Origin of the sequence: Haloferax sp. Atlit-12N (assembly GCF_003383095.1) — an archaeon.
Classification (GTDB): domain Archaea; phylum Halobacteriota; class Halobacteria; order Halobacteriales; family Haloferacaceae; genus Haloferax.
This window is the reverse complement of sequence record NZ_PSYW01000001.1, coordinates 448,063-470,317: the sequence shown is the minus strand read 5'-3', so window position 1 is coordinate 470,317 and position 22,255 is coordinate 448,063. Positions and strand designations below refer to the sequence as shown.

At 67.9% G+C, this 22,255-nt stretch carries 24 protein-coding genes and 1 pseudogene; 11 read left to right on the top strand and 14 right to left on the bottom strand.

The window, feature by feature from the left end:
- The first annotated feature begins 41 nt into the window (after positions 1–41).
- Positions 42–824 (top strand): CBS domain-containing protein, encoded by a 783-nt coding sequence (locus C5B90_RS02490; RefSeq protein ID WP_115878849.1) that lies wholly within the window; start codon positions 42–44, stop codon positions 822–824.
- Position 825: 1 nt separating this feature from the next.
- Here C5B90_RS02490 and C5B90_RS02485 read toward each other — a convergent pair whose 3' ends face one another.
- Both C5B90_RS02485 and C5B90_RS20705 read right to left on the bottom strand, forming a co-directional pair.
- A complete protein-coding gene (locus tag C5B90_RS02485; protein WP_115878847.1) occupies positions 826–1,053 on the bottom strand; it encodes a hypothetical protein in 228 nt (75 codons plus the stop codon).
- A 30-nt stretch (positions 1,054–1,083) separates the two neighbouring features.
- On the bottom strand, positions 1,084–1,254 hold the full coding sequence (locus C5B90_RS20705) for a hypothetical protein (protein ID WP_172795814.1): 171 nt from the start codon (positions 1,252–1,254) through the stop codon (positions 1,084–1,086).
- A 100-nt stretch (positions 1,255–1,354) separates the two neighbouring features.
- On the opposite strand from C5B90_RS20705, the gene C5B90_RS02480 reads away from it, so the two are divergent.
- Positions 1,355–2,662 (top strand): MFS transporter, encoded by a 1,308-nt coding sequence (locus C5B90_RS02480; RefSeq protein ID WP_115878845.1) that lies wholly within the window; start codon positions 1,355–1,357, stop codon positions 2,660–2,662.
- Positions 2,663–2,700: 38 nt separating this feature from the next.
- On the opposite strand, the gene C5B90_RS02475 is transcribed toward C5B90_RS02480, so the two are convergent.
- Together C5B90_RS02475 and C5B90_RS02470 are read right to left on the bottom strand one after the other, a co-directional pair.
- Entirely contained in the window at positions 2,701–3,738 is a 1,038-nt protein-coding gene (locus C5B90_RS02475; RefSeq protein ID WP_115878843.1) for a hypothetical protein, read from the bottom strand.
- Positions 3,739–3,840: 102 nt separating this feature from the next.
- Complete coding sequence (locus C5B90_RS02470; protein ID WP_115878841.1) at positions 3,841–5,172, bottom strand: S8 family serine peptidase; 1,332 nt, start codon at positions 5,170–5,172, stop codon at positions 3,841–3,843.
- 131 nt (positions 5,173–5,303) lie between these two features.
- On the opposite strand from C5B90_RS02470, the pseudogene C5B90_RS02465 reads away from it, so the two are divergent.
- From C5B90_RS02465 to C5B90_RS02455, 3 genes and pseudogenes are all read left to right on the top strand, one after another.
- A pseudogene (locus C5B90_RS02465) lies at positions 5,304–5,807 on the top strand (CNNM domain-containing protein); the annotation flags it as partial.
- A gap of 164 nt (positions 5,808–5,971) precedes the next feature.
- Positions 5,972–7,078 (top strand): Xaa-Pro peptidase family protein, encoded by a 1,107-nt coding sequence (locus C5B90_RS02460; RefSeq protein WP_115878839.1) that lies wholly within the window; start codon positions 5,972–5,974, stop codon positions 7,076–7,078.
- Between the two features lie 39 nt (positions 7,079–7,117).
- On the top strand, positions 7,118–7,306 hold the full coding sequence (locus C5B90_RS02455; protein WP_115878837.1) for a hypothetical protein: 189 nt from the start codon (positions 7,118–7,120) through the stop codon (positions 7,304–7,306).
- 51 nt (positions 7,307–7,357) lie between these two features.
- Here C5B90_RS02455 and C5B90_RS02450 read toward each other — a convergent pair whose 3' ends face one another.
- Both C5B90_RS02450 and C5B90_RS02445 read right to left on the bottom strand, forming a co-directional pair.
- Positions 7,358–8,461, bottom strand: a complete 1,104-nt coding sequence (locus tag C5B90_RS02450) for a phosphotransacetylase family protein (protein ID WP_115878835.1) — start codon at positions 8,459–8,461, stop codon at positions 7,358–7,360.
- Positions 8,462–8,487: 26 nt separating this feature from the next.
- Positions 8,488–10,581 (bottom strand): acetate--CoA ligase family protein, encoded by a 2,094-nt coding sequence (locus C5B90_RS02445; protein WP_115878833.1) that lies wholly within the window; start codon positions 10,579–10,581, stop codon positions 8,488–8,490.
- 207 nt (positions 10,582–10,788) lie between these two features.
- Between C5B90_RS02445 and C5B90_RS02440 the strand changes: the two genes are divergently transcribed.
- The 3 genes from C5B90_RS02440 (at position 10,789) to C5B90_RS02430 (ending at position 13,061) form a co-directional block, all read left to right on the top strand.
- On the top strand, positions 10,789–11,055 hold the full coding sequence (locus tag C5B90_RS02440) for a hypothetical protein (protein ID WP_115878831.1): 267 nt from the start codon (positions 10,789–10,791) through the stop codon (positions 11,053–11,055).
- A 203-nt stretch (positions 11,056–11,258) separates the two neighbouring features.
- Entirely contained in the window at positions 11,259–12,011 is a 753-nt protein-coding gene (locus tag C5B90_RS02435; protein WP_115878829.1) for a hypothetical protein, read from the top strand.
- 252 nt (positions 12,012–12,263) lie between these two features.
- Positions 12,264–13,061: a ZIP family metal transporter gene (locus C5B90_RS02430; RefSeq protein WP_115878827.1), complete on the top strand. Its 798-nt coding sequence runs from the start codon at positions 12,264–12,266 to the stop codon at positions 13,059–13,061.
- 95 nt (positions 13,062–13,156) lie between these two features.
- Here the strand turns inward: C5B90_RS02430 and C5B90_RS02425 are convergent, their stop codons facing one another.
- The 3 genes from C5B90_RS02425 to C5B90_RS02415 all read right to left on the bottom strand — a co-directional run bounded on the left by C5B90_RS02425 (position 13,157) and on the right by C5B90_RS02415 (position 15,243).
- Positions 13,157–13,441: a hypothetical protein gene (locus C5B90_RS02425; protein WP_008092543.1), complete on the bottom strand. Its 285-nt coding sequence runs from the start codon at positions 13,439–13,441 to the stop codon at positions 13,157–13,159.
- A gap of 102 nt (positions 13,442–13,543) precedes the next feature.
- Positions 13,544–14,299 carry an ABC transporter permease gene (locus C5B90_RS02420; RefSeq protein WP_115878825.1) on the bottom strand — a complete coding sequence of 252 codons (756 nt, stop codon included), beginning with the start codon at positions 14,297–14,299 and terminating at the stop codon, positions 13,544–13,546.
- The gene (locus C5B90_RS02415; protein ID WP_115878823.1) at positions 14,296–15,243 is read right to left on the bottom strand and encodes an ABC transporter ATP-binding protein; all 948 of its coding nucleotides are present in this window, start codon (positions 15,241–15,243) and stop codon (positions 14,296–14,298) included. Before C5B90_RS02415 ends, C5B90_RS02420 begins: the two co-directional genes overlap by 4 nt.
- A gap of 138 nt (positions 15,244–15,381) precedes the next feature.
- On the opposite strand from C5B90_RS02415, the gene C5B90_RS02410 reads away from it, so the two are divergent.
- Complete coding sequence (locus tag C5B90_RS02410; RefSeq protein ID WP_115878821.1) at positions 15,382–16,782, top strand: sorbosone dehydrogenase family protein; 1,401 nt, start codon at positions 15,382–15,384, stop codon at positions 16,780–16,782.
- Positions 16,783–16,827: 45 nt separating this feature from the next.
- Here C5B90_RS02410 and C5B90_RS02405 read toward each other — a convergent pair whose 3' ends face one another.
- Positions 16,828–17,826: a Gfo/Idh/MocA family protein gene (locus C5B90_RS02405; RefSeq protein WP_115878819.1), complete on the bottom strand. Its 999-nt coding sequence runs from the start codon at positions 17,824–17,826 to the stop codon at positions 16,828–16,830.
- A gap of 79 nt (positions 17,827–17,905) precedes the next feature.
- Here C5B90_RS02405 and C5B90_RS02400 point away from each other — a divergent pair, with 79 nt between their 5' ends.
- Complete coding sequence (locus C5B90_RS02400) at positions 17,906–18,169, top strand: hypothetical protein (protein ID WP_233511866.1); 264 nt, start codon at positions 17,906–17,908, stop codon at positions 18,167–18,169.
- A 52-nt stretch (positions 18,170–18,221) separates the two neighbouring features.
- Positions 18,222–19,244, top strand: coding sequence for an aldo/keto reductase (locus C5B90_RS02395; protein WP_115878815.1), 1,023 nt, complete (start codon positions 18,222–18,224; stop codon positions 19,242–19,244).
- 52 nt (positions 19,245–19,296) lie between these two features.
- On the opposite strand, the gene C5B90_RS02390 is transcribed toward C5B90_RS02395, so the two are convergent.
- The 4 genes from C5B90_RS02390 to C5B90_RS02375 all read right to left on the bottom strand — a co-directional run bounded on the left by C5B90_RS02390 (position 19,297) and on the right by C5B90_RS02375 (position 22,104).
- The gene (locus tag C5B90_RS02390) at positions 19,297–19,701 is read right to left on the bottom strand and encodes a metal-dependent hydrolase (protein ID WP_115878813.1); all 405 of its coding nucleotides are present in this window, start codon (positions 19,699–19,701) and stop codon (positions 19,297–19,299) included.
- A 12-nt stretch (positions 19,702–19,713) separates the two neighbouring features.
- The gene (locus tag C5B90_RS02385; protein ID WP_115878811.1) at positions 19,714–19,947 is read right to left on the bottom strand and encodes a SelT/SelW/SelH family protein; all 234 of its coding nucleotides are present in this window, start codon (positions 19,945–19,947) and stop codon (positions 19,714–19,716) included.
- A gap of 65 nt (positions 19,948–20,012) precedes the next feature.
- Positions 20,013–20,675, bottom strand: a complete 663-nt coding sequence (locus tag C5B90_RS02380) for a hypothetical protein (protein WP_115878809.1) — start codon at positions 20,673–20,675, stop codon at positions 20,013–20,015.
- A gap of 22 nt (positions 20,676–20,697) precedes the next feature.
- Positions 20,698–22,104 (bottom strand): heme o synthase, encoded by a 1,407-nt coding sequence (locus C5B90_RS02375; RefSeq protein ID WP_115880528.1) that lies wholly within the window; start codon positions 22,102–22,104, stop codon positions 20,698–20,700.
- Between the last annotated feature and the right edge of the window lie 151 nt (positions 22,105–22,255).

Sequence of the window (22,255 nt, the reverse complement as noted above, 5' to 3'; positions counted from 1 at the left end):
GCCCACACGTTTTTGCCGACGGTGGCCCTATGGGGTGGGAGATGACTACCAAAGCGACCGTCAAGGAGTACATGACGCGCGAGGTCCAGACCGTCTCTCCGACCAACACGGTCGCGGACGTCGCCCAACGCATCGCAGAGAGCGACGGACACAACGGATTTCCCGTCTGTGACGGACGCAAGGCCGAGGGCTTCGTCACGGCGCGCGATATCCTCCTCGCCGACGACGACGCCCTCATCGAGACGGTGATGGCGACGGACCTCGTCGTCGCCCACCCCGAGATGGACGTGAACGACGCCGCCCGCGTCATCCTCCGGTCGGGCATCCAGAAGCTCCCGGTCGTCGACGACGCGGGCAACCTCGTCGGCATCATCTCGAACACCGACGTCATCCGGAGCCAAATCGAGCGCGCGACGCCGGAGAAAGTGGGCAAACTCATGCGGACGCTCGAGCAGATTCACGGTATCACGGTCCACCAAGAGCGCCGCACGGTCTCGCTTTCGAACCTCATTCCCACGCAGGCCCGCGTCTACGCCGACGAACTCGACGGTCGACGGTACGAACTCGAACGCGGTCTCGCGGAGCCGCTCGTCGTCATCGACAACAACGGGACGCTGCTCCTCGCCGACGGTCACCACCGCGTCCTCGCGGCCGACCGAATCGGCATCGAGGAGATGGACGCCTACGTCATCGTCATCGACGACCCCGTCGAACTCGGCATGCAGCGGACCGCCGAAAAAGAGGGTCTGAAATCTATCTCGGACATCGATATCGTCGACTACGCGCGACACCCGCTGGTCGAGACGACGCGCCGACTCCAGTAGCTCAGTTCTCCACGTCGTACTCGGCTTTCCACGCGTCGACGGCCTCTCGGGCCGCCGTCTCCGACTCGAACCGCTCGCCCTCGTAGCCGCGTCCCTCGGCAGACTGATAGAGTCGGTCCACCCTGACGTGCCACGCGTTCGGCCCGTGACGGAGCCGAATGGTCGCGTGGCCGTCGCTTCGCTCCCACTCTACGATGCGGTCGTCTCGGCGGACCTCCGTCCAGCTCATACCCGGAGGTGACCGTCGAGCCCGAAGTGTCTACCCATCCGCCAGCGTCGAGGCGTCTGCCGTCGCTGAGACGGCCGGGCGCGTCTCAGCGCCGCAACTCGGGCAGACGGCGTACCCGAGGCGGTCGTAGGGCACCTCCGGAGACGGGCGTTCCAACCCACACTCCTCGCACGTGAAGTACGAGACCCATTCGAAGGACATACTGACACTCAGGATTGTCAACGTATTAATTAATCACCGCTTACCCCCCGAGACGGGGGGTATCGGTGCGGTTATTCGACTCCCCGCCAACGGGGAGACGATGACAGTCGAGAACCCGCGTCGGGCGCTCGGGGTGGTCTTTTTCATCGTCTTCGTCGACCTCCTCGGCTTCGGTATCCTCATCCCGGTAATCCCCCTGTACGCGCTCTCGTTCGGTGCGACGGAGTTCGTCGGGAGCCTCCTCATCGCCTCCTACTCTGCGATGCAGTTCCTCGCCGCACCGTTTTTAGGCCGCCTGTCGGACTCCCGCGGTCGGCGACCCGTGCTTCTCCTGTCGCTCACGGGGAGCGTTCTGGCGTGGCTCCTGTTCGGCGTCGCGGGGTCGCTCGCGGTGTTGTTCGCCGCGCGGATGCTCGCGGGCGCGATGGGCGGCAACATCGCCACCGCACAGGCGTACATCGCCGACATCACCGCGGCGGACGACCGGGCGAAGGGGCTCGGCCTCCTCGGGGCCGCGTTCGGCCTCGGCTTCGTGTTCGGCCCCGCGCTCGGCGGGTTCTTCGCCAGCGAACCGGTCGTCGCGGCCGCCCGGGACATCCTTCCTGCGTTCGTCCCCGTCTCCGAGTTCTCGCTTCCGAGCTTCGCCGCCGCGCTCATCACCGGGACGAACCTCGTCGTCGCGTTCTTCGTCCTGCCCGAGTCGCGGCCGCCGGACGCGCGTGGGACGCCATCCGAGGACCGCGAGTCCCGCGTCCAACAGCTCCTTTCGGCGCTCCGGTCGCCCGGGCTGGGCACGCTCGTCGCCTCCTTTTTCCTCGTCTCCTTTGCCTTCTCGGCGCTCGAAAGCCAGTTCATCTTCCTCACCAACGACCAGTACGGCTACGGCGCGACCGAGAACGCCATCATCCTCACCTACGTCGGCGTCGTCCTCGCGGTCGTGCAGGGCGGCCTCGTCGGCCCGCTCACTGACCGCTTCGGCGAGTACCGACTCGCAGTCGGCGGCGCGGCGATTCAGGTGCTCACGCTCGCGGCCGTCCCCTTTTCTCCCCAACTGGGCGCGTTCGTCCCCGACCTCGGAGCGCTCTTGCCGGTCGGTCCCGTCCTCCCGGCGGGCGTGCTCGCGCTCCTCGTCGTGATGACGCCGCTGTCGTTCGGCAACGCCCTCACGAACGTCTCTTTGAACACGCTCGTCTCCCGCTCGGCGACGGGCGACGAGCAGGGCGGCGCGTTCGGCCTCACCCAGAGCGCGGGGAGTCTCGCCCGAACGTTCGGCCCGGCGCTGGCCGGCGGGCTCTACACCGGCATCGCGTTCTGGGCACCCTTCGTCGTCGGGGGCATACTGATGATTCCGATTCTCGTCCTCCTCGTGCGGCTGGACCGCGAGGCGGTCACGTCGGCGACGGCGTGAAAAAAGGACGCAGGGCGGCGAAAGCGAGTCGTCGGCCCTTACGCGGGGGTCGGGCCTTCCGGGGCCGACGAGTCGTCGTCGGACCGGAACTGCGAGACGAGGTCGAGCGAGTCGTCGGCGCTTCCGAGTAAGAACAGCGAGTAGTACCGGAAGTACGTCACGACGGGCATCTGGACGAGCGCGCCGACCGCGACGGCCGCGAGGACGAACAGAACCCCGAGCGCGCCGAAGACGACCAACCCGACCGCGGAGGTCAAGGCGACGTTCGCGGCGTTGAGCGCGAGGAACGCCGCGCCGCCGACGATTGCGAAGGGGATGGCGACGACGAGCAGGGCGAGGAGGGCCGCGATGCCGATACCGATGCTCGCGAGGATGCCGAGGATGAACCGGACGATGACGTACAGCCCGAACTCGGAGAACTCGGCGCGGAACACCGGGACGACCCGCCCCCACGACGAGAGGAGGGTGCGGTCTTCGGCCATCATCGTCGGGACGACGAAGTCGGTCGTCAACTGCATGACGATGGCGACCACGAACACCAACAGGAGCCCGAGCAGTACGAGCGGGATGGCGAAGAGGGCCACCGCGGGCGTGAACGCGACGGAACCGAGGAACACCGCCGCGACCGGGACCACGATGACCGCGAGGACGGCGACGAGCAGGCCGATTTGGAACGCGAACAGCCTGACGCCGAGCCAGAAGCGTTCGCGGAACGGCTTGCGGATACGCACGTCTTTCGTGACGACGGCGTCTACGAGGACGAACTGCATCACTGAGCCGATGAACGACCAGACGATGCTGAGGACGATGGCGACCGCCGCAATCGCGATGACGGCGGCGAAGACGTTTTCGGGCGTCACGAACCCGGGTAGCGAATCGACCGGGATGTCGGTCGACCCGCCTCCGGTGGGGGTGGTCGTCCCGGTGTTGCTTCCGGCACCGCCGCTCCCGCCGAGGCCGCCGACGAAGAGGGCGATGAGTGCGAGGCGCGCCCATCGACCCGCATCGAAGGGAAGGAGGAGCGACGCCGTGGCGTCACGGGCGTCGTCGAGGGCGTCGATTGCTTTCCAACTCATGAATGACAATGCGACGCCGCGCGAGATAAATGTGTTCGAGAGCTAAGGTATCACATCGCTTGGAGACTCTCTCGGGGTCTGAGAGGTGTCTCGCCGGGGTCGTTACTCGGTGACAGCGGCCAGCGGGTCGAGGTAGCCGGCTCCGTAGTATTCCTTGTCGGACCCTTCGGGGACGGTCGCGGTGCGCCCGAGTTTCGACGCGACCTGATTCGCGTTCAGGCCCGGGTCGACCGAGCGGACGAGCGCGACGGCGGCGGCCACCTGCGGCGCGGCCATCGAGGTGCCGGCCTTCCAGCCGTAGCCGTTCGTCGAACCGACGTAGTTCCCGTCGTCGTCGTAGGCGGGCGTCGAGACGGTGTTGTAGACGAGGTCGTAGAACCACGTGTCGGGGTGGCTCTCCTGCGCGGAGCGGAGGGCGTCACCGCCGGGCGCGGCCACGCTGACAGCGTTGGTCCCGTAGTTCGTGTAGAACGCCGGGGTCTTCGGTCCCTCTTCTTCGTCGCCGGCGTCGAAGGCGATTCCCTTCGGGCCGGTCGCGCTGACGCTGAGCGCCTGTGCCCCCTCGTTGGGGAGGCTGATGATGCCGCCGTCGTGCTGGAGGTCGGCGCTGTCGTTGCCGGCGGCGGCGACGACGACGGTCCCCGAGCGGTTGGCGTGGGTCAGCGTCTTGTTCAGCACTTTGCCGTAGAACTTCCCTTCGCCCTGTCGTGGGACCGGGTAGGCACCGAGGCTGAGGTTCGCGGCGTCGCAGCCGATTTCGGCGCTGTAGACGACGGCCGCGAGGATGTCGGCGAACGAAGCGAGTGAGTTCGGTGAGAACACGCGGCAGTCCACGAGTTCGGCACCCGGCGCGGAGCCGACGACGCCCGTCTCGTTTCCGTCGTTCGCGGCGACGATGCCCGCGACGTGGGTGCCGTGGTCGCCGCCGGCGGGGACGCCCGCGCCGAAGCCGTCGCCGGTGAAGTTCCGCGAGAGCGACGCGTTGACCGCGTGTTCGAGGTCCGGGTGGTCGGCAGCGACGCCGGTGTCGATGACGGCGACGCGCGCGCCCTCCCCGCGGGTCACGTCGTGGACCGCGGGAATCCGCTGGCTCTGTTTGTCCCACTGCGCGTCGTAGCCGGGTTCGTCGACCGCACCGGCCGGCGCCGCGTCCTCGACCGCCGGCGCGTCGAGTTCTATCTCCACGTCGGGCGCGTAGGCCGCGTTCAGCGCGGAGACGGCCGGTTCGCTTCCCTCGACGACAACCACACCGGCCGGCGAGAGGTCGTAGACGACCTCAAGGTCGGCGCTCGTCGCCGCCGACGCGTCGTTGCCACCGAGGTCGACGATGAATCGGTCGGTCCGCTCGGCCGCGACGACGGTCGACCCGGCGGCGACGCCGCCGAGGAGGGAACCACTCAGCTTCAGGAACGTCCGCCTGTGTTGCTGACGCATACCAAACACCGCGGCCGTCAAAAACATAGTTGTTACGGCACATTTTTGAGTTTAAAATAATTCCTCGAAAAACCACAACGTCGTACCGGAGCCGACATGCTCAGGGGGTCGGGTTCGAGCGCTCGGCTCACATGGTCGGTGTCGAAACCGCGCTTCGGCTCGGCGGCGGCCTCGTGTTGTTGCTTGCGAACGCCTTCTTCGTCGTCTCGGAGTTCGCGATGACGCGCGTCCCGCAGTTCGACGAGTCCGCCTTCGAGGGCTCCCGCGGTCTCGAACTGGCGTGGGAGATGACCGAACGGCTGGAGGTGTACCTCTCGGGCTGTCAGGTCGGGATTACCATCGCCAGCGTCGGCCTCGGCGTCGTCGCCGAACCGGCCGTCGCGGCCACCTTCAACGCGGTTCTCGGCGGCGGAGCGGCGGGTTCCCACACGTCGCTGTCGGTCGGCTTGGCGCTCGTCGTCATCAACCTCTCGCACGTCGTCCTCGGCGAACAGGTGCCGACGTACCTCGGTGTCGAGCGCTCCCGCACGGTGGCGAAGTACACCGCACCCGTCCTGTACGGCTGGACGAAGCTGATGTACCCGGTCATCGTCGTCGCCGACTGGCTGGCAAAGCGCCTGCTGTCGCTCGTCGGCGACTCGCTGGACGACGTTCGGGGCGTCGTCTACGCGCCGACAGTCCTCTCGAACATCGACTGCCTCCGACGCCTTCGAATCTATCACCGGCCAGCTCTACGACCCGCTCGACCTCGGAGCGTAGAACCGCCCACGCTTTTCTCCCGCCGCCCGTATCGACTCGCATGACGCCCTTCGAACGACGGACCCGCGCCTGTCAGGAGCGACTGGCCGACGCGGACGCCGACGCGACCGTGTTGTTCCCCAGCCGAAACCTGCTGTACCTCTCCGGCTTCGACGAGGAACCCGCAGAGCGCCACCTACTTCTTTTCGTCCCCCGCGAGGGTGCGCCGGCGTTCCTCGTCCCCGACCTCTACGAGACGCAGGTTCGCGCCGAGTCGTGGGTCGCCGACGTGCGCACGTGGAGCGACGAAGACGACCCGCGGGACGCCCTCGCGGACATCGTCTCGGACCTCGACCTCGCCGGCGGTCGCGTCCTCGTCGACGACACGATGTGGGCGCGCTTCTCGCAGGACCTCCGGGCGGCGCTCCCCGACGCGGACTTCGGCCTCGCGAGCGAGGTCGTCGCCCCGCTCCGCGCGCGGAAGGACGACGCCGAACTCGACGCGCTCCGCCGCGCCGGGGCGGCCGTCGACCGCGCGGTCGAGCGCGTCCGCGACATGGGCGCGGACGCCGTCGGCATGACCGAAAACGAACTCGCCGCGGAAATCGAGCGCCTCCTCGCCGACGAGGGCGGCGAAGGGATTCCCTTCGGCCCGCTCGTCGGCTCCGGCCCGAACGGCGCGATGCCCCACCACAGCCACGGCGACCGCGTCATCGAGTCGGGCGACCCGGTCGTCCTCGACTTCGGCACGGTTGTCGACCACTACCCGAGCGACCAGACGCGGACGGTCGTCTTCGCCGGCGAACCGCCCGCGGAGTTCGCCGAGGTCCACGGCGTCGTGCAGGCCGCCCGGACCGCCGCCGTCGAGACTGTCGAACCGGGCGTCGCCGCCGGCGACGTCGACCGTGCGGCCCGCGAGGTCATCGAGGAAGCGGGCTACGGCGACCACTTCATCCACCGGACCGGCCACGGCGTCGGTCTCGACGTGCACGAGGAACCCTACATCGTCGCCGGGAGCGACCGCGAACTCGAAGTCGGGAACGTCTTCAGCGTCGAACCGGGCGTCTACCTCCCCGACGAGTTCGGCGTCCGAATCGAAGACCTCGTCGTCGTCACCGACGACGGCGCGGAACTCCTGAACGACACCGACCGCGGCTGGCGCTGTTAGGCACAAAGCTGTTAACTCGCTGACTACCGTGGCGGGCGTATGGTCTCCCGACAGACGCTCGTCGTCACCGGGTTCGTTCTCGCCGCCCTCCCGGCCGCGTACCTCGTCGAAGCGGCCACCGGACAGTTCGTCCTCTCGTTTTTCGCGCTCCTCGCGGTCGGCGTGGGCGCGCCGTCGCTCGTTAACGAGTACCTCGACGGGCGCGAACGCGACGAAAACGGGGTCTGAGTCAGAAGTCTGAAAAAAGCAACGCAGTCGGTGGTGTCGACGCGTCGGTCGTTACTCGTCGTCGCCGTCGGTCGCGCCGTCACCGGACGGTTCGATGTTTCCGATGATGGCGTCGATGTCGGCGTGTTCGTACAGCAGGTCGCGCATCCGGTTGACTGTGCGCTCGTCGCGGGTGCGCCCCGTGCTGACGATGTCTTCGGCGCGGTCGGTCACGGAGAGGGTGTCGCCGTTGACGAGGAGCACCGGAACGCCCTTCTCTTCGGCCTTGCCGATGACGGCCCCGACGGGTCGGTGGCCGCCGGTGAGGATGATACATTTGACGCCGGGGGCTTCGAGCGCGGCGCGCTGGATGTTCGCGCGGTCGCCGCCGGTGATGACCGCGGCGTTCTTCGTGCGGCGGAAGTAGCGGAGCGCCGCGTCGCCTCCCATCGCGCCGACGAGGAAGCGCTCGACGAAGGCGTCGGTCGGCGCGTCGGTCGCGAAGTCTGCGCCGAGTTCGTTCGCGAGTTCCTCGACGGTGACGCCCGCGAGGTCCTTTTCGGTCGGGACGACGCCGAGGACGGGGACGCCGCGGGCTTCGAGGAACGGCGCGACCTCGGTTTCGAGTTCGTCGTAGGAGGCGTCGCTCACGCGGTTGAAGACGACGCCGGCGAGGCGGTCGGGGCCGATGTCATCGACCGCCGCGACCACGTCGTCGAGGTCGCTCGGGTGCTGGTAGTCGGCGACGAGGACGACCTCGGCGTCGAGGAGGTTCGCCACGTCGCCGTCGGTGAGGTCCACGATGCCGCCGGTGCGGTAGGAGCCACCGCCCTCGATGAGCATCAGGTCCTTGCCGGCCGAGATGTCCTCGAAGTGGTGGGAGATGACCTCGGAAAGCTCCTCGGCGTTCTCCTTGCCGCGGACCGCGCCCTGGATGAACGTCGGGGAGTAGACGACGGGTTCGAGCTGGTGCATCTCGGCGTCGATGTCGAGCAGTTCGCGGGCGAGCATCGGGTCCTCGTCGAGGGTCTTGCCGGTGCTGGACTGCAGGCGGGTCCCTTTGGGCTTCATGTAGCCCACTTCCAGTCCACGCTCCTTGGCGAGGACGCCGAGTGCGAGCGTGATTGCGGTCTTCCCGGTGCTTTCTCCGGTCGAGGTGACGAGTACCGTGTTCATTGTTGAATGGTAGGGTGGTGAAGTGTTTAAAGTTCGTCCGGGTCGACGGTGAGTCGAACGTCGACGGCCTTCACGCCGTCCGGCAGCGCGACGAGCGGGTTGATGTCGAGTTCGAGGATGGCCGGGAAGTCGGTGACGAGTTGGGAGAGCCGCTGGATGGTCTCCGTGATGCCGCCGATGTCCACCGGGTCGTTCCCGCGGGCGCCGCGGAGCATCGGTGCGGCGTCGATTTCCTTCGTCATGTCCTCGGCTTCCACCTCGGAGACGGGCGCGACGCGGAACGTCGTGTCCTCGAGGATTTCCACGAAGATGCCGCCGAGACCGAACATCATGAGCGGGCCGAACTGCGGGTCGCGGTTCATGCCGACGATGGTCTCGACGCCGTCGTCGAGGTTCACCATCTCTTGGACCTGCACGCCGAGGATGTTGGCGTCGGGCTGGTAGTTCTTCGCGCGGGTGATGAGGTCCTCGTAGGCGTCGTAGACGTCCTCGTTTTCGACGCCGACCTTGACGCCGCCGATGTCGGACTTGTGGAGGATGTCCGGGCTGACGATTTTCATCACGACGTTGCCGTCGATGTTTTCGGCGACTTCGAGCGCGTCCGCGGGGTCGTCGACGATGTCACCCGTCGGCGTCTCGATGCCGTAGGCGTCGAGCAGTTCCATCGCCTCGACGCCGAGGCGGGTCTCGTCGCGGTCCTTGACCGTTTCGAGGATTTCGCGGGCACGCTCGCGGTCCACGTCGAACTCGGTGGGCGCGTCGTACTCGCGCTGGCGGATGTCGGCGTACTTCGAGAGCGCCTCGAGGCCGTCGACGGCGCGGGAGGGGTCGAAGTAGTTCGGGATGCCGGCGTCCTTCATCACGTCGGAGGCGGCGTCGACGCGCTCGCCGCCCATGAAGCAGGCGGCGATGGGCTTGTCGTACTTCTGTTGGAGTTTGACGGTGTCGGCGGCGAGCTGATTGTAGTCGAGGACGGCCGTCGGACAGGTCAGGACGAGCGCCATGCCGACGTTGTCGTCGGCGAGCGCCACGTCGAGGGCCTCCTTGAACCGGTCGTTGTCGGCGTCGCCGACGATGTCGACCGGGTTGTAGATGTTCCCCTCGGCGGGGAGCGACTCGGAGAAGGCTTCGAGCGTCTCGTCGGTGAAGTCGGCCATCTTCAGCTCCGACTCGCCGATGGCGTCGGTCGTCATGACGCCGGGGCCGCCGGCGTTCGTGATGACGGCCACGTCCTTGTTCTCGGGGAGCGGCTGGTCGCCCAGCACGCGGGCGGTGTCGAACAGGTGCTGGACGGAGTCCGCGCGGATGACGCCCGCCTGTTCGAGGCCGGCCTCGTAGGCGGCGTCGGAGCCGGCGATGGTGCCGGTGTGCGAGGAGGCGGCCTGCGCGCCGGCGTCGGTCTTGCCCGACTTGACGAGGACGATGGGCGTGTCCTTCGTCACGTCGCGGGCGGAGTCGATGAACTCGCGGCCCGCCGAGATGCCTTCGAGATAGCCGATGATGACCTCGGTGTCGGGGTCGTCGTTCCACGCCTCGATGAAGTCGGCCTCGTCGAGGACGGCCTTGTTACCCAGCGAGACGATGTCCTTGAAGCCGATGTCCTCGTCGTTGGCCCAGTCGATGACGGCCGTGATGAACGCGCCCGACTGGCTCATAAAGGACATGTTGCCGTCGAGGGCCATGTCGGGGCCGAACGTCGCGTTCATGCCCACGTCCGTGTTCATGATGCCCAGACTGTTCGGGCCGACGACGTTGAGGTCGTACTCCTCGGCGATGTCGCGGAGTTCCTGCTCGCGGGCGGCACCTTCGCTGCCTGTCTCGCCGAAGCCGGCGGTGATGACGACCACGTTCTGGATACCCGCTTCCCCGGCGGACTTCATCGCCGGCAGGACGACCTTCGGAGGAACGACGATGACCGCGAGATCGGCGTCCGTCTCGCCGACGTCGCCGTAGCACTGCAGGCCGAACAGTTCGTCGTACTTGGGGTTGACCGGAACGACCTCACCGTCGAACTCGTCGATGAGGTTGTCCATGATTGCCCGCCCGATTGCTCCTTCGCGCTCGGTCGCACCGACCACCGCGATTCGGTTCGGCGCGAACAATTCGGATAGCTCTCCCATTGGTTGTTGATTCCGGTCATTGACTGATAAACTCGGTGGTGTGGGCGGTCTCACGGCCTTTGGTGGCACGCTACAGTAGCGCAATTAATCGGTATGGTTCGTGATTTATACCACAGAATTGGGCGGGTTACGCTCGTCAGGTGGAGCATGTCGCCGCCAACCCATAGCGGCCAAACACATAATGTCATCCCCCGAAAACGACGGGTTATGTCGCCATCATCAGACGACACTCCCCTCCACCGGACCCCGGGCGCGAAAGTCGCCGTCGCGGCCTTCCTCGCGCTGACGCTCGCCTACGCACTTCTCATCGCCCAGCAGATTCTCGCGTGGGTGTTCCTCCTCGTCATCGTCGTCGTCCTCTGGTACGCCGCCAGACTCGTCGTCGCCATGGAGGAAATCGCGACACAGCTCGGCCGTCTCGCCGACGAGCGAGCCGGTTCCACCGACCGCGGTGACGAATCAAGCTGGGATTAAACCGCGGCGGACGCGACTGAACCGAAGACAGTCCGGGCGACGAGCGAGTCGAACGGGAACCGGACGTCTCACTCCGCAAGCCGTCGGTTCGTCCGTTTTCACCGAGTATCGGAGAAATCGGAGGGTTCCGATTACGAGATTATTTTATTCACGGTTCTACTATTCTTAACTAACTATCAAGCGCGCGATATTCCACCCGGAACATGTACCCGTTACAAGTCACGTTGACCGAGTCCATCGCAGAGTTAACTAACGCCGTGCTCGCGTTCGTCCCGCGACTCGTGGGCGCGCTCTTAATCCTCATCGTCGGCTGGTTCATCGGCAGTATCGCCGCCCGACTCATCACGCGAGTCGCCGACCGCGTCGAGGTCGACAAGGCGGTGTTGGCGACGCCGGTCGGGAAGATTCTCGGTGGGACCGAAAAGGCGGTCTCGAGCGCGTTCGGAACGCTCGGCAAGTGGTTCGTCTACGCCATCGCCGTCCTCGCGGCCGCCGACGTCCTCGCGGTCGACCTGTTCTCCGAATGGGTCTCGACCGCGGCGTCGTACGCGCCGTCGTTCGTGGCCGGGCTGCTCGTCATCGTCCTCGGGTTCGTCGTCGCCGACTTCATCGGTGACGCCATCACGCGGACCCGCGCGGCGACCGAGACGCCGTACACGAGCATCTTCGCGGTCGGCACCCGGATGTTCCTCTACTTCACCGCCGTCGTCATCGGTCTGAGCACGATGGGCATCGACGTGGCCATCCTGTTCACCATCGCACAGGCGTTCGCGTGGGGTATCGCTGCGGCCCTCGCCATCGGCGTCGGCGGCGCGGTCGCCTTCGGTGCGCGCGACTACGTCTCGGCCAACGTCGAGCGCTGGATGGGTTCGGCCCGCTCCGTCGCGGCAACCCCCGTCTCGCCCATGGGCGGCGACAGCGACTCGCCCGAGGGCGCGTCGCCCGCAGACGACTGAACACGCTCCGCCCGGTGCGTCCAGTACGCCCGGTACGAGCGCACCGCGGAACCGACACCTTTCTTCGCTGATTACCGCCACTGAGCCGCCACCTGTGCCGACATATATCAGAATATCTATTCTAACTCTAAATCGGACTTTTTGACCCGTCTAAACTATCTGAGGCCTTCTACTGGATACTCAATTGTTTAGGCCCGCCAAAAATATCTGGAATATGATAATACTTATCGGCTCCGGCCGACTAGGTTCGGTATGGACCAGTTTTCTGCGCTCGCGTTCGTCTTTCTCGCCGGGCTCGTCACGGCTATTGCGACCGGTCTCGGCGCGATTCCGTTCTTCTTCGTCTCGGACGTGAGCGACCGCTGGAACGTGGCGCTGTGGGGCATCGCCTCGGGCATCATGGTGTCGGCTTCGCTGTTCGGGCTCGTCTTCGAGGGGCTCGCAAACGGGACCCCGCTCCAACTCGGCATCGGGATGCTCGCGGGCGTCGCGCTCGTCCTCGTCGCCCACCACGTCATCGAGGGCGCGGAGGTCAACCCAAAGCAGTACGAGGAGGCCGACTTCCGCAAACTGCTGTTGATTCTCGGTATCCTCACCGTCCACAGCTTCCCCGAGGGCGTCGCCGTCGGCGTCTCCTTCGCCGACCTCGGCCTCGACGGCGGCTTCCAGCTGTTCGGCTTCGTCGTCCCGCTGCTCGCGGTGTTCATGACTATCGCCATCTCGATTCACAACGTCCCCGAGGGGCTCGCCATCTCCATCCCGCTCCGGTCGATGAACGTCTCGAACTGGAAGCTCGTCTGGTGGGCTATCTTCTCCAGCCTGCCCCAGCCCATCGGCGCGGTCATCGCCTTCTACTTCGTCCGCATCGCCCGGGAGTTCCTCCCGTTCGGCTTCGGCTTCGCGGCGGGCGCGATGGTGTTTCTCGTGCTCACGGAGTTCATCCCCGAAGCGCTCGAACTCGGCGAGCGCCTCCCGCGCGGCGGCCGGGTCGAACTGTTCGCGGGGCTCGTCGCCGGCTTCGCTATCATGGTCCCGCTGGCGTTCATCTGAGCGCGGCGGACCCGCCACGACGGCTCAGACGCGCGGCTCTCGCCTTCGTCTCGGAACGGCAGAGAAAACAGCGAACTGCGAGCCGCGAACGCGGCTTAGTGCGAGTGGCCGAGCGCGTCCGAGAGCGGGACGCCGAAGCGGTCCTCGAACAGCTCTTCCATCTTCTCGTTGATTTCGGCGATGTCGGCCGGCGCGCCGCCCTCGCTGTGGTGAGCGACGACGTGCGCCTGCTGTGCGAACGCCTGCACGACGACGTCGGCGACGACGTCGGTCGGGTCTTCGCCCTGCTCCGAGAAGATGTCGACGAGGCCCGCGGGAAGTTCGAGCGCTTCGGTGTCTCCGTCCGGTCCCTCGATGGTGTACGTCTCAGTTTCGACCATGCCCCCACGTGGGGTCGGCCGCGGGTTAAGGCTTGAGTTTGCGGGCGCGTCGAGGGGCGACAACTCACTCGAACACCGCAGGCGAGCGGCGTCCGCGCCTCCTCAGTCGGTCCGCGGAATCGCCATCGTTCCCGCCGCGAAGAAGGCGACCGCGAGGGCCGCGAGCACCGCGAGGTTGGTGACCCAGTCACCGCCGCCGTAGGTGAGCGCCCGGACGCCGCGGGCGAAGTACGTGAGCGGCGAGAGGTTCAGCGCCGGGACGAACCACGCCGGGAGCAGGTCGGGCGTCACGAACGTCTCGGAGAGGAACAACAGGGGAAGCGCGATGGCGTTGCTCGCGGCGATGACGCCGTCCTGCGAGTCCGCGACGCTCCCGATGACGGCCCCGAGGCCGCAGAAGAGCGTCACGCCGAGCGCGACGAAGGGGACGATGGCGAGCGTCGCGGGCCGCAGCGGAATCGACGCCCCAGTCACGAGCGCCGACAGCGCGAGGAGCAACAGCGCCGCGAGGCCGATGACGACCACGTTGACGAGCGAGTGCGCGAGGAGCCACTCGGCGCGGGACAGCGGCGTCGTCGCCAACTTCTCGAAGCGGCTTCCCTCGCGGTGGCGAGCGATGGTGCTCCCGACGCGCGACAGCGGGGTGAACAGCACGACGACCGCGAGGTAGCCGGCGATGTAGTACTCCTTCGGCTCGGCGAACAGGCCGCCGCCGGTCGGTTGGGTCTGCACGAGTGCCCCGAAGATGACGACGATGATGGCGGGGAAGAAGAACGTGAAGAAGACCGCCGTCCGCCGCCGGAGGAACGAGTGCCACGAGGCGACGAACTCCGAGCGGACGCGGGCGGCGAGGCTCATCTGTCACCCCCGACCGCGGCGGCCGCGGCGGGCCGGGCCGCCTCGAACTGCTCGCCGGTCAAAGAGAGGTAGACCTCTTCGAGACCGGGCTGTTTCCAGACGAGCGACTCGTAGACGACGCCCGCGTCGTCGAAGGCGGCGACCACGTCGCCGATGTCGCGCGGGCCGACGCCGTGGACGGTGATGCCGTCTCCCGACACCGTCGCGTCGAGCGCGGCCGGGAGCGACACCGACCCGAGGGCCGCGTCGCCGTCGCCGTCGGTCCGGACGACGAGACGGCTCTCGCCGCCGTACTCGGCGACGAGGTCGTCCGGCTGGCCGACCGTGACGAGTTCGCCCGCGTTGAGCAGGCCCACGCGGTCGGCGAGGCGCTCTACCTCCTCCATGGAGTGGCTGGTGAGAAACACCGTCGTCCCCCCGGCGGCGAGATCCTCGACGAGCCCCCACAGCGACCGGCGGCCCGCCGGGTCGATACCGGTGGTCGGCTCGTCCAAGAACAGCACGTCGGGGTCGTTGACGAGCGTCAGCGCGATACAGGCGCGGCGCTGCTGGCCGCCCGAGAGGTTCTCGTACCACGTGTCGGCGGCGTCGGCGAGACCGACCTCGTCGAGCACCGCGTCGGGGTCGCGGGCGTCGTCGTAGAGCCCCGCGTAGTAGGCCACGAGTTCGCGGGCGGAGAGCCGGCCCGCGGGCCGGAACTCCTGCGGGAGGACGCCGAGGCGCTGGCGGTCCACCTCGGTCGGGTCGTGCCCGAGGATGGTCGCCGACCCCGAGTCCACCGCGGTCGTGCCCGTGAGGGCGCGAACTAACGTCGTCTTCCCCGCGCCGTTCGGACCGATGAGGCCGAAGACCTCCCCCTCGGCGACCGACAGGGAGACGCCCGAGAGCGCCTCCACGTCGCCGTAGGACTTCCTGAGGCCGTCGGCGGCGAGTACCTCGTCCATGTCATACCCGTCGTCACCATCGGGTGGTAAGAGATTCGGAATCGCCGCTCGATTCGAGTCGCGGGGCGGGGCGAACGAGGAGGCCTCGCCGGCCCGACCGTAGCAAGCCTTACTCCGGTCGCGCCGTTCTACGTCGACATGAACGGTTCCCGACGCCACTTCCTCGCCGCGACCGGCGCGACCCTCCTCGGCGGCCTCGCGGGCTGTGCGAGCGCCCCGACCGACGACGACGACGCTGGCGGAACGACTGACAGCGACGCGACATCCGACGACACCGACGGCTCGACCGCGACCACGGACACCGGGGGCGACGGCTCCCTCTCGGGCCTCGAAGTCGCCTACGAGACACTGGCGACCGGGTTCGCCTCGCCGGTCGACGTGGCCATTCCCGAGGCGTTCGGTGGGAGCCGACGGTTCGTCGTGGACCAGCCCGGCCGAATCTGGTTGCACGACGACTCGGGACTACAGAGCGAGCCCTATCTCGACATCACCGACCGCGTCGTCGACCTCAACGGCTACGACGAGCGCGGCTTCCTCGGCGTCGCCTTCCACCCCGAGTTCGCCGACAACGGGCGGCTCTACCTCCGGTACAGCGCCCCGCGGCGGTCGGGGACGCCCTCCAACTACAGCCACACGTTCGTCCTGAGCGAACTGACGGTCGACCCCGAGGCGACGACCGTCTCGGCCGACTCCGAGCGGACGTTGCTCGAACTGCCCCAACCGCAGTCGAACCACAACGCCGGGGCCGTCGCGTTCGGCCCGGACGGCTATCTCTACGTCGCCACGGGCGACGGCGGCGGCGCGAACGACGAGGGGCGCGGTCACGCCGACGACTGGTACGACGCCGTTCCGGGCGGCAACGGGCAGGACGTGACCGAGAACCTCCTCGGGAGCGTCCTCCGAATCGACGTGGACTCGACCGGCGGCGTCTCCGGCGACGACGACGACCGGCCCTACGGGATTCCCGAAGACAACCCGCTTGTCGGCACCGACGGCCTCAACGAGCAGTACGCGTGGGGGCTCAGAAACCCGTGGCGGCTCTCGTTCGACGGCGAGGACTGCTACGTCGCCGACGTGGGACAGGGCGCGTGGGAGGAGGTGAACCTCTTGGAGCGCGGCGGCAACTACGGCTGGAACGTCCGCGAGGGCGCACACTGCTTCCGCGCCGACGACTGCCCGGCCGAGACGCCCGACGGCGCGCCGCTCATCGACCCGGTGCTGGAGTACCCCCACAGCGGTGACGGACCGTCTGGCGTGGCCGTCATCGGCGGCCACGTCTACCGCGGCGAGTCGATTCCGGACCTCTCGGGCGCGTACGTCTTCGCCGACTGGCAGTCAGAGGGGAGACTGTTCGCCGCCCGCCCGAGCGAGTCGCGTCCGTGGAACATCGCGGAGATTCCCGTGGCGGACCGCGACGACGGCGGAGCGAACGTCCTCGCGTTCGGCCGCGCCCCCGACGGCGAACTGTACGTCTGCACCAGCGACCGACCGATTGTCACCGGGTCGTCGGGTGCGCTGAACCGGCTGACCGGCGTCTGAGGGTCGCACCGTAACTCGCCCGGACTCGGGGCCTGGGCAAGGGCGTCAGGCGTCGCCGTCGACGTTGACCCGTCTGCCCGTCGTCGACGACTCGTAGGCCGCCTCGGTCAGCGCGGTCACGTGGAGGGCGTCCTCGGCCGGGATGGCGAGGTCGGCCTCGTCGCGCGCGGCGTCCACGAAGTTCCGGAGCTTCTTCCGGGTCAACTCCTCGAAGTCGGGCGTCGGCGGCGTCGCGGTGTAGGTGGTTCCGCCCTCCGTCACCTCGATGGTCTCGCCGTCGAAGGCGACCATGCCCTCGGTGCCGATGACGCGGAGCGACTCGCCGGGTTCCGGCACGCTCTGTCCGTCGCCGGAGACGCCGACGCTCGCGGTGAGGCGGTCGCCGTCGCGGTCGAGGACGACCGCGAGCGCCGAGTTCACGTCCACGTCGTGGCCGCGGTGGTCGACCGCCGCGGCGACTGTCACCGGCGTCGAGCGCGTCACCCAGAGCATCGCGTCGAGGAGGTGCGACCCCGAGTCGTACAGTTGGCCGCCGCCCGACAGCGACGGGTCGCCGCGCCACTCGTCTTTCGTCCAGCGAATCCACTCCTGTTCGAGGTGGCAGACCACCATGTGCGGGTCGCCGATGCGGCCGCTGTCGATAACACGCCGCAGTTCGTGGAACCGCGGGTCGAAGTGGCGCTGGTAGCCGACCGCGAGCGTGAGGCCGCGCTCCTCGGCGCGGTCGATGAGCGCCCGCGCGCCGCCGAGGTCGGTCACCATCGGCTTTTCGAGGTGGACGTGGAGGTCGGCGTCGAGCGCCGCGAGCGCTTGGTCGAAGTGCTTCGTGTGCGGCGAGGCGATGGTCACCGCGTCGAGGAACTCGGCGTCCAGCAGTTCCTCGGTCGTCTCGTAGGTCGGCACGTCGAACTCGTCGCCGAATTTCTCACGCACCTCGTCTGCGGGGTCGACGCCGGCGACGACGCGCACGCCCTCCAGCTCGTCGAGCAAGCGGCACTCCAGCACGCCGAGGCTTCCGAGCCCGATACCTGCGACTCTGAACATGCCGTACCAGTCGCGCGGAAGCCGCAAAAGCGTGCGGGCGAGTCGCAAGGGATTCCTGGGTGGCTCGTGTGGTCCGGCCATGGACGACGCAGTCCTCCAGCGGTTCGCCGTCGTGCTCGCGTTGGTCGGTATGGCCCTCCACCTTGCGGCCCTCGCCGAGAACCCGTCGCAGGGATTCCTCACCATCGGGTTCGGAGTTCTCCTCCTCGCGCTCGCGCTCGGTGGTGCGCCGGTCACACGCGAGTTGTTCGAGGCAGACGCGAACCGTACCGAAACCGAGCGGGAGACGACCCGCGCCGAACCGCCCGGCGCCGAATCGCCCGACGCCGACGGACAAACCTGAACCTCTCGCCGCTACTCGCACCCTTTAGTCGCCGGCCGTCGTGACATCGACCATGAGCCTCGACTATCGACGACTCGGGTCGACCGGCACCCGCGTCTCGGAACTGTGCTTCGGCACGTGGCGATTCGGTCGAAAGAGCAGCGGCGTTCTGGAGACCGACGAGGAGGAAGCGCACGAACTCCTCGACGCGTTCGAGGAGCGCGGCGGGAACTTCATCGACACCGCTAACGTCTACGGGAATCCGAACGGCACCTCCGAGGAGTACATCGGTAACTGGCTGGCCGAGCGCGACCGCGAGGACTACGTGCTCGCCTCGAAGGTGTACTTCCCGTTCGACGAGGACAACCCCAACGGTCGCGGCCTCTCGCGGACCCACATCCGCAACCAAATCGAGGGGACGCTCGACCGCCTCGACACCGACTACCTCGACCTCTACTACATCCACCGCTGGGACGAGGAGACGCCCATCGAGGAGACGCTCCGGGCGCTCAACGGTCTCGTCGAGGAGGGGAAAGTCAACTACCTCGGCGCGTCCACGATGGCCTCCTGGCAGCTCACGAAGTCGCTGTGGAAGTCCGACGTCAACGACTACGCCCGCTTCGACGTGACCCAGCCGCTGTTCCACGCTGGCTACTACGAGGACGTGAAAGACTACCTCGACGTGTGCGGCGACCAAGACATCGCGGTTTGTCCGTACTCGCCGCTCGCGGGCGGCTTCCTCACGGGGAAGTACGAGCGCGCCGACTCCGACGACCCGACCGAGTACGTCGCGCCCGACGGCGCGCGCGGGTCGTTCGACGAGCGGTTCGACCGGTTCTACGTCTCCGAGCGCGGCTGGAAGGTGCTCGACGAGATTCGCGCCGTCGCCGACGAAGTCGACGCCAGCCCCGCGCAGGTCGCGCTCCGCTGGTTGATGGACTACCCCGAGGCGACCGTCGTTCCCATCGTCGGCGCGCGGACGACCGACCAACTCGACGAGAACGTCGGTGCGGCCGACGTGGACATCTCGACCGACCAGTGGGAGCGCATCATGAACGCCCGCTACGACGAAGACGGTCGGCGCTGGGGCCACTAAGCGACCGCGGGCGACCGGCAGCTGGACTGACTTCCGCGGCTTTCTACTCTTTTCACGCGATGCCGAGGTCCCGCAAGAAGTCGCAGACGACGTGCACGTAGAGTACGACCGCGAGGAACGCCGCGAGCGACCCGAGCCCCGAGAACGCGAGCGCGCCGACCGCGACGCCGCCGACGAGGTGGTGGCTCAGGAGGCGCTTCCGGTCGAACTCGGTGTCGAACTCCTCGAACACCCGCTCTTGGTCGAGCAGACCGACCCGCGGGTTCGTCACCGCGAGTCGCAGGTTCGCCCAGTCGCCGCGCTGGACGCGGGCGATGACGAAGTGGTCGAGGTCGACGAAGACGCTCACGAGGACCGCGCCGCCGACGAGAAGCGGCAGGCTCCCCGGCGGGTCCACCGCGACCGCGGCGACCGTCCCAGCAACTGCGCCGACGACGGCGTGTTCGAGTGACTTCACGTCCCGCCCCGCTCAGCCGACGTGCGGGCGGACCCGCCGGAGCACGAGGTCCGGATCGAACTCGTCTTCCGACTTGTCCCAGACGCGCTCGCCGTCGACGGTGACGGTGAGGACGCCGTGGTCGCCCGTGACGAGCGCCACGCGGTCGAGTCGGTCGCCGAACTGTTCGAGCAGCGCGTGCTGCAGTTGCTCCGCTCGGTCGAGGAACCCGCAGGGGACGCAGTATTCGATTTCGACCTCGGTCATGTCCGGACGTTCACGCCGAGCGCGTAAAAGCGAGGGGGCGAGTGACCGAGACCGGTACCGGGACGCTACTTCGACTTCCCGAAGCCGGGTCGCCACCGGAGCAGGACGACGGTGACGAGGAAGACCAGCGTCGAGAGGTCGTACGACAGCGTCGTCACGGTCGCCGCGATGGCCGTCCCGCCGCCGAAGACGCTCGTAGTGACCGACGCGAGGATGGGCCACGAACACGAGACGCAGGAGAACAGGCCGACGACGCCGGAGACGGCCGCGCCCGCCGCCTCGACGACCGTGTCGTAGACGAGGAACGCGAGCGCCGCGTAGCCGACCACGCGCGCCGGCATGAGGACGAGGTTGAACAGGTCGCCGCCGTAGACGAACGCCGGCCCCCATCCGGGCGGGAGGAAGGCGACGCGAACGCCGTTCGTGCCGCCGGGCACAGGCGAGGTGACGAGGCCGCCGGCGACTGCGAGGAGCGCGAAGTAGCCGACTGCGACGGCGGCCGCCTTGCGCTTCGTCGCGGCGGAGGCGGGCGCGACGTCGGTGTCGAACATGACCCAGAGGCCGACGATGACCCACGCGACGCCGTAGACGGCGTAGCGCGGCGCGCCGACGCTCGCCTCGGTGAAAAGCAGGTAGACGAACGCCAGAATCAGCGTCGTGTTCACGGCGAAGGCGGCGCGGAGCAGACTGGCACGCGAGGGGCGAGGAAGTGCGGATGCGGTTGCCATGTGTGGGTGGATAGGTCGGGTCTCAGAGCGCGAGGGTGTCGACGACGATGGCGAGGAGCAGCATGCCGAGGTAGGCGTTCGACGCGTGGAACGCCCGGAACGCGGCGGTGTCGTCGCGCTCGTAGTGCAGGCGCACGACGAAGTAGAGGAACGCGCCGCCGAAGAGGATACTCGTCACGAGGTAGACTGCCCCGAGGGCGTCCATGACCGCGAGGCCGGCCGCCGAGACGAGCGTCGCGCCGAGCCACCAGAGGATGTGCTTTCGCGTCTCGGTCTCGCCGCGGACGACGGGCATCATCGGGAAGCCGCCGCGGGCGTAGTCGTCCTTGTAGGCCAACGCAAGGTTGTAGAAGTGCGCGGGCGTCCACATGAAGATGACCACGGCGAGGACGATACCGCCGAGGCCGACGTCGCCGGTGACGGCGACCCAGCCAATGAGCGCCGGGAGCGCGCCGGCCGCGCCGCCGATGACGGTGTTCTGGACCGTGTTGGGCTTCAGGATGAGCGTGTAGACCACGCTGTAGAAGGCGATGGCGACGAGGCCGAGAACGGCGGCGAGCCAGTTGACGGACGCGAACAGCGCCACCGACGCGACCGTCAGGAGCAGGCCGAACGCGACGGCGTTGCGGACGGGGACGAGGTCGACCGCGAGCGGCCGGTCGCTGGTCCGCTGCATCCGGCGGTCCACGTCGCGTTCGAGGACGTGGTTGAACGTTCCGGACGCGCCGATAGAGAGGACGCCGCCGCCGAGAGTCGCCGCGATGACCTCGGGCGTGAGGCCGGGCGAGACGGTGCCGGCGAGCGCCATCGCCGCCGACGCGACGAGACAGAGGAGCCACATCAGCCGCGGCTTCATCAGCCGGAAGTACGCGTTGACCGTCGCCTTCGCGCGGGCGACAGGCTCGGTCGGGACGGGCGGTCGCTCGCCGTCGTCGGTCGGGGGGCTCATCGACGGAGTCCCGACCGGCGCGTCGTCGGGGTCGCCGGTGTCCGCTTCGAGCGTCCACGCGAGCGCGGCGACGAGGCCGCCGAAGATAGCCATCCCGAGAACCAAGTGGAGCGTCGAGAGTGCGGGGCCGACGCCGACGGTGGCGACGACTGCGCCGAGTCCGGCCTGTGCGGGGTAAAGCACCGCCGACGCGGTGACGGTGGCTCTCACCCGGCGAGACGTGTCGGTCCGCCACGCCGAGACGAGCGTGGCGACCGTGAGGAGGCCGACGAGAACGGCCGCGACGCGGTGGCCGAGGGCGACCCAGCCGTCGAGCGTCGCGGGGAGCGAAAAGCCGTCTCCGCACGCGGGCCACGCGCTACACGCGGCGGTCGCGTCCGTGAGCGCGGTCGTCGCCCCGACGATGAGCAGGAGATAGACGCCCATCGCGGTCGCGGCGAGCAGGCCGTGGAACGTGTTCGAATCGCGATTCGTGGCCACGAAATTCACCTACGGACGTGTTGGGCCGTCCCGTATTTAGGACCCGCGCTTTTCCGCCTCGCGTTCGGGTGCCGCTCCCCGCGATATGGCGGGGGCGGGTTGATAAACAGCGGGCCGAGAGTCGGTACGCATTTATGCGGTTGTTCCTAAG

Bases quoted from the DNA above. Each gene is read 5' to 3' on its own strand.
- C5B90_RS02490 (WP_115878849.1), top strand. From the start codon at position 42: ATGACTACCAAAGCGACCGTCAAGGAGTACATGACGCGCGAGGTCCAG.
- C5B90_RS02485 (WP_115878847.1), bottom strand. From the start codon at position 1,053: ATGAGCTGGACGGAGGTCCGCCGAGACGACCGCATCGTAGAGTGGGAG.
- C5B90_RS20705 (WP_172795814.1), bottom strand. From the start codon at position 1,254: ATGTCCTTCGAATGGGTCTCGTACTTCACGTGCGAGGAGTGTGGGTTG.
- C5B90_RS02480 (WP_115878845.1), top strand. From the start codon at position 1,355: ATGACAGTCGAGAACCCGCGTCGGGCGCTCGGGGTGGTCTTTTTCATC.
- C5B90_RS02475 (WP_115878843.1), bottom strand. From the start codon at position 3,738: ATGAGTTGGAAAGCAATCGACGCCCTCGACGACGCCCGTGACGCCACG.
- C5B90_RS02470 (WP_115878841.1), bottom strand. From the start codon at position 5,172: ATGCGTCAGCAACACAGGCGGACGTTCCTGAAGCTGAGTGGTTCCCTC.
- C5B90_RS02460 (WP_115878839.1), top strand. From the start codon at position 5,972: ATGACGCCCTTCGAACGACGGACCCGCGCCTGTCAGGAGCGACTGGCC.
- C5B90_RS02455 (WP_115878837.1), top strand. From the start codon at position 7,118: ATGGTCTCCCGACAGACGCTCGTCGTCACCGGGTTCGTTCTCGCCGCC.
- C5B90_RS02450 (WP_115878835.1), bottom strand. From the start codon at position 8,461: ATGAACACGGTACTCGTCACCTCGACCGGAGAAAGCACCGGGAAGACC.
- C5B90_RS02445 (WP_115878833.1), bottom strand. From the start codon at position 10,581: ATGGGAGAGCTATCCGAATTGTTCGCGCCGAACCGAATCGCGGTGGTC.
- C5B90_RS02440 (WP_115878831.1), top strand. From the start codon at position 10,789: ATGTCGCCATCATCAGACGACACTCCCCTCCACCGGACCCCGGGCGCG.
- C5B90_RS02435 (WP_115878829.1), top strand. From the start codon at position 11,259: ATGTACCCGTTACAAGTCACGTTGACCGAGTCCATCGCAGAGTTAACT.
- C5B90_RS02430 (WP_115878827.1), top strand. From the start codon at position 12,264: ATGGACCAGTTTTCTGCGCTCGCGTTCGTCTTTCTCGCCGGGCTCGTC.
- C5B90_RS02425 (WP_008092543.1), bottom strand. From the start codon at position 13,441: ATGGTCGAAACTGAGACGTACACCATCGAGGGACCGGACGGAGACACC.
- C5B90_RS02420 (WP_115878825.1), bottom strand. From the start codon at position 14,299: ATGAGCCTCGCCGCCCGCGTCCGCTCGGAGTTCGTCGCCTCGTGGCAC.
- C5B90_RS02415 (WP_115878823.1), bottom strand. From the start codon at position 15,243: ATGGACGAGGTACTCGCCGCCGACGGCCTCAGGAAGTCCTACGGCGAC.
- C5B90_RS02410 (WP_115878821.1), top strand. From the start codon at position 15,382: ATGAACGGTTCCCGACGCCACTTCCTCGCCGCGACCGGCGCGACCCTC.
- C5B90_RS02405 (WP_115878819.1), bottom strand. From the start codon at position 17,826: ATGTTCAGAGTCGCAGGTATCGGGCTCGGAAGCCTCGGCGTGCTGGAG.
- C5B90_RS02400 (WP_233511866.1), top strand. From the start codon at position 17,906: ATGGACGACGCAGTCCTCCAGCGGTTCGCCGTCGTGCTCGCGTTGGTC.
- C5B90_RS02395 (WP_115878815.1), top strand. From the start codon at position 18,222: ATGAGCCTCGACTATCGACGACTCGGGTCGACCGGCACCCGCGTCTCG.
- C5B90_RS02385 (WP_115878811.1), bottom strand. From the start codon at position 19,947: ATGACCGAGGTCGAAATCGAATACTGCGTCCCCTGCGGGTTCCTCGAC.
- C5B90_RS02380 (WP_115878809.1), bottom strand. From the start codon at position 20,675: ATGGCAACCGCATCCGCACTTCCTCGCCCCTCGCGTGCCAGTCTGCTC.